This is a genomic window from Streptomyces sp. NRRL S-495 (assembly GCF_000966955.1).
GTDB classification, from domain to species: domain Bacteria; phylum Actinomycetota; class Actinomycetes; order Streptomycetales; family Streptomycetaceae; genus Kitasatospora; species Kitasatospora purpeofusca.
Map to the genome: position 1 here is coordinate 1 of NZ_JZWY01000708.1, position 2,556 is coordinate 2,556.

At 71.5% G+C, this 2,556-nt stretch carries 1 protein-coding gene; it reads right to left on the reverse strand.

Annotated elements, in window-relative coordinates; translation table 11 throughout:
* Positions 1-34 precede the first annotated feature (34 nt).
* On the reverse strand, positions 35-2,425 hold the full coding sequence (locus tag VR45_RS31395; RefSeq protein ID WP_045943272.1) for an excinuclease ABC subunit UvrA: 2,391 nt from the start codon (positions 2,423-2,425) through the stop codon (positions 35-37).
* Positions 2,426-2,556 lie beyond the last annotated feature (131 nt).

The following is a 2,556-nucleotide window of genomic DNA, read 5'->3' on the forward strand; positions in this document are numbered from 1 at the left end:
GGCCCCGGGAGCACCCGGGGCCCGACGCCTCGGCTCAGGCGCCCACGTAGGAGGCCAGGTGTTGGGCGGTGAGGGTGGAGCGGGCGGCGACCAGCTCCGCCGGGGTGCCTTCGAAGACGATGCGGCCGCCGTCGTGGCCGGCGCCGGGGCCGAGGTCGATGATCCAGTCCGCGTGGGCCATCACGGCCTGGTGGTGCTCGACCACGATGACGGACTTGCCGGAGTCGACCAGGCGGTCCAGCAGGCCGAGCAGCTGTTCGACGTCGGCGAGGTGCAGGCCGGTGGTCGGCTCGTCGAGGACGTAGATGCCGCCCTTGTCGCCCATGTGGGTGGCCAGCTTGAGGCGCTGCCGCTCGCCGCCGGAGAGGGTGGTGAGGGGCTGGCCGAGGCTGACGTAGCCGAGGCCGACGTCGGCCAGGCGGGTGAGGATGCGGTGGGCGGCGGGGGTGCGGGCCTCGCCGGCGGCGAAGAAGGCCTCCGCCTCCGTCACCGGCATCGCCAGGACCTCGCTGATGTCCTTGCCGCCGAAGTGGTACTCCAGCACCGAGGCGTCGAAGCGCCGCCCCTCGCAGTCCTCGCAGGTGGTGGCCACGCCGGCCATCATCGCGAGGTCGGTGTAGACGACGCCGGCGCCGTTGCAGGTCGGGCAGGCGCCCTCGGAGTTCGGGCTGAACAGGGCCGGCTTCACCCCGTTGGCCTTCGCGAAGGCCTTCCGGATCGGCTCCAGCAGGCCGGTGTAGGTGGCCGGGTTGCTGCGCCGGGAGCCGCGGATCGGGCTCTGGTCGACCGACACCACGTCCTCGCCGGGCGGGACCGAGCCGTGCACCAGGGAGCTCTTGCCGGAGCCGGCCACGCCGGTGACGACGACCAGGACGCCGAGCGGGATGTCCACGTCGACGTCGCGCAGGTTGTGGGCGGTGGCACCGCGGATCGGCAGCTTGCCGGTCGGGGGGCGGACGGTGGCCTTCACCGCCGCCCGGTCGTCCAGATGACGGCCGGTCACCGTGCCGGCCGCGCGCAGGCCCGCCAGCGGCCCCTCGTAGCAGACCGTGCCGCCGGCCGAGCCCGCGCCCGGGCCGAGGTCCACCACATGGTCGGCGATCGCGATCACCTCGGGCTTGTGCTCCACCACCAGCACCGTGTTGCCCTTGTCCCGCAGTTGGAGCAGCAGGCCGTTCATCCGCTGGATGTCGTGCGGGTGCAGACCGGTGCTGGGCTCGTCGAAGACATAGGTGACGTCGGTGAGCGAGGAGCCGAGGTGGCGGATCATCTTGACCCGCTGCGCCTCGCCGCCCGAGAGGGTGCCGGCCGGCCGCTCCAGTGAGAGGTAGCCGAGGCCGATCTCCACGAAGGAGTCCAGGGTCTGCCGGAGCGCGGTCAGCAGCGGCGCCACCGAGGGCTCGTCCAGGCCGCGCACCCACTCCGCGAGGTCGCTGATCTGCATCGCGCAGGCGTCGGCGATGCTGATGCCGCCGATCTTCGACGAGCGGGCGGCCGCCGTGAGCCGGGTGCCCCCGCAGTCGGGGCAGGCGGTGAAGGTGACCGCGCGGTCCACGAACGCCCGGATGTGCGGCTGCATCGCCTCCCTGTCCTTGGCCAGCATGGACTTCTGGACCTTGGGGATCAGCCCCTCGTAGGTGAGGTTGATGCCGTTGACCTTCACCTTGGTCGGCTCGCGGTGCAGGAAGTCCTGCAGCTCCTGCTCGCTGTAGTCGCGGATCGGCTTGTCCGGGTCGAGGAAGCCGGAGCCGGCGTAGATCCGCGTCATCCAGCCGTCACCGGTGAAGCCGGGGACGGTGATCGCGCCCTCCGAGAGCGACTTGGAGTCGTCGTAGAGCTGGGTGAGGTCGATGTCCGAGACCGAGCCCCGGCCCTCGCAGCGCGGGCACATGCCGCCGGTGACGCTGAAGCTGCGCTTCTCCTTGACGGTCTTTCCGGCGCGCTCGACGGTGACCGCGCCGGCCCCGCTGATCGAGGCGACGTTGAAGGAGAAGGCCTTGGCCGAGCCGATGTGCGGCTGACCCAGCCGGCTGAACAGGATCCGCAGCATCGCGTTGGTGTCGGTGGCGGTGCCGACGGTGGAGCGCGGGTCGGCGCCCATCCGCTGCTGGTCGACGATGATCGCGGTGGTCAGGCCGTCGAGCACGTCAACGTCGGGCCGGGCCACGGACGGCATGAAGCCCTGGACGAAGGCGCTGTAGGTCTCGTTGATCAGCCGCTGCGACTCGGCGGCGACGGTGTCGAACACCAGGGAGCTCTTGCCCGAGCCGGAGACGCCCGTGAACACCGTGAGCCGGCGCTTCGGGATCTCGATACTGACGTCCTTCAGGTTGTTCTCCCGCGCCCCGTGCACGCGGATCAGGTCGTGGCTGTCGGCGGCGTGCGGCTCGGATGCCTGCGCGCCGGTGCTCATGGCCGTGCTCATCGTGTCTCCGGTTCCTCTGGCGATGCCCTCGGTTCCGATCCAACCACCCGGGTACGACAACCGGTGTTTAGGCCGGTCGGCGCCCGTGCGCTGGCGGTGGGCGGGGGCGGGCCGCACGGTGGGGTCGGGAG

Coding starts and splice junctions, on each gene's coding strand:
- VR45_RS31395 (WP_045943272.1), bottom strand. CDS start 2,425: ATGAGCACGGCCATGAGCACCGGCGCGCAGGCATCCGAGCCGCACGCC.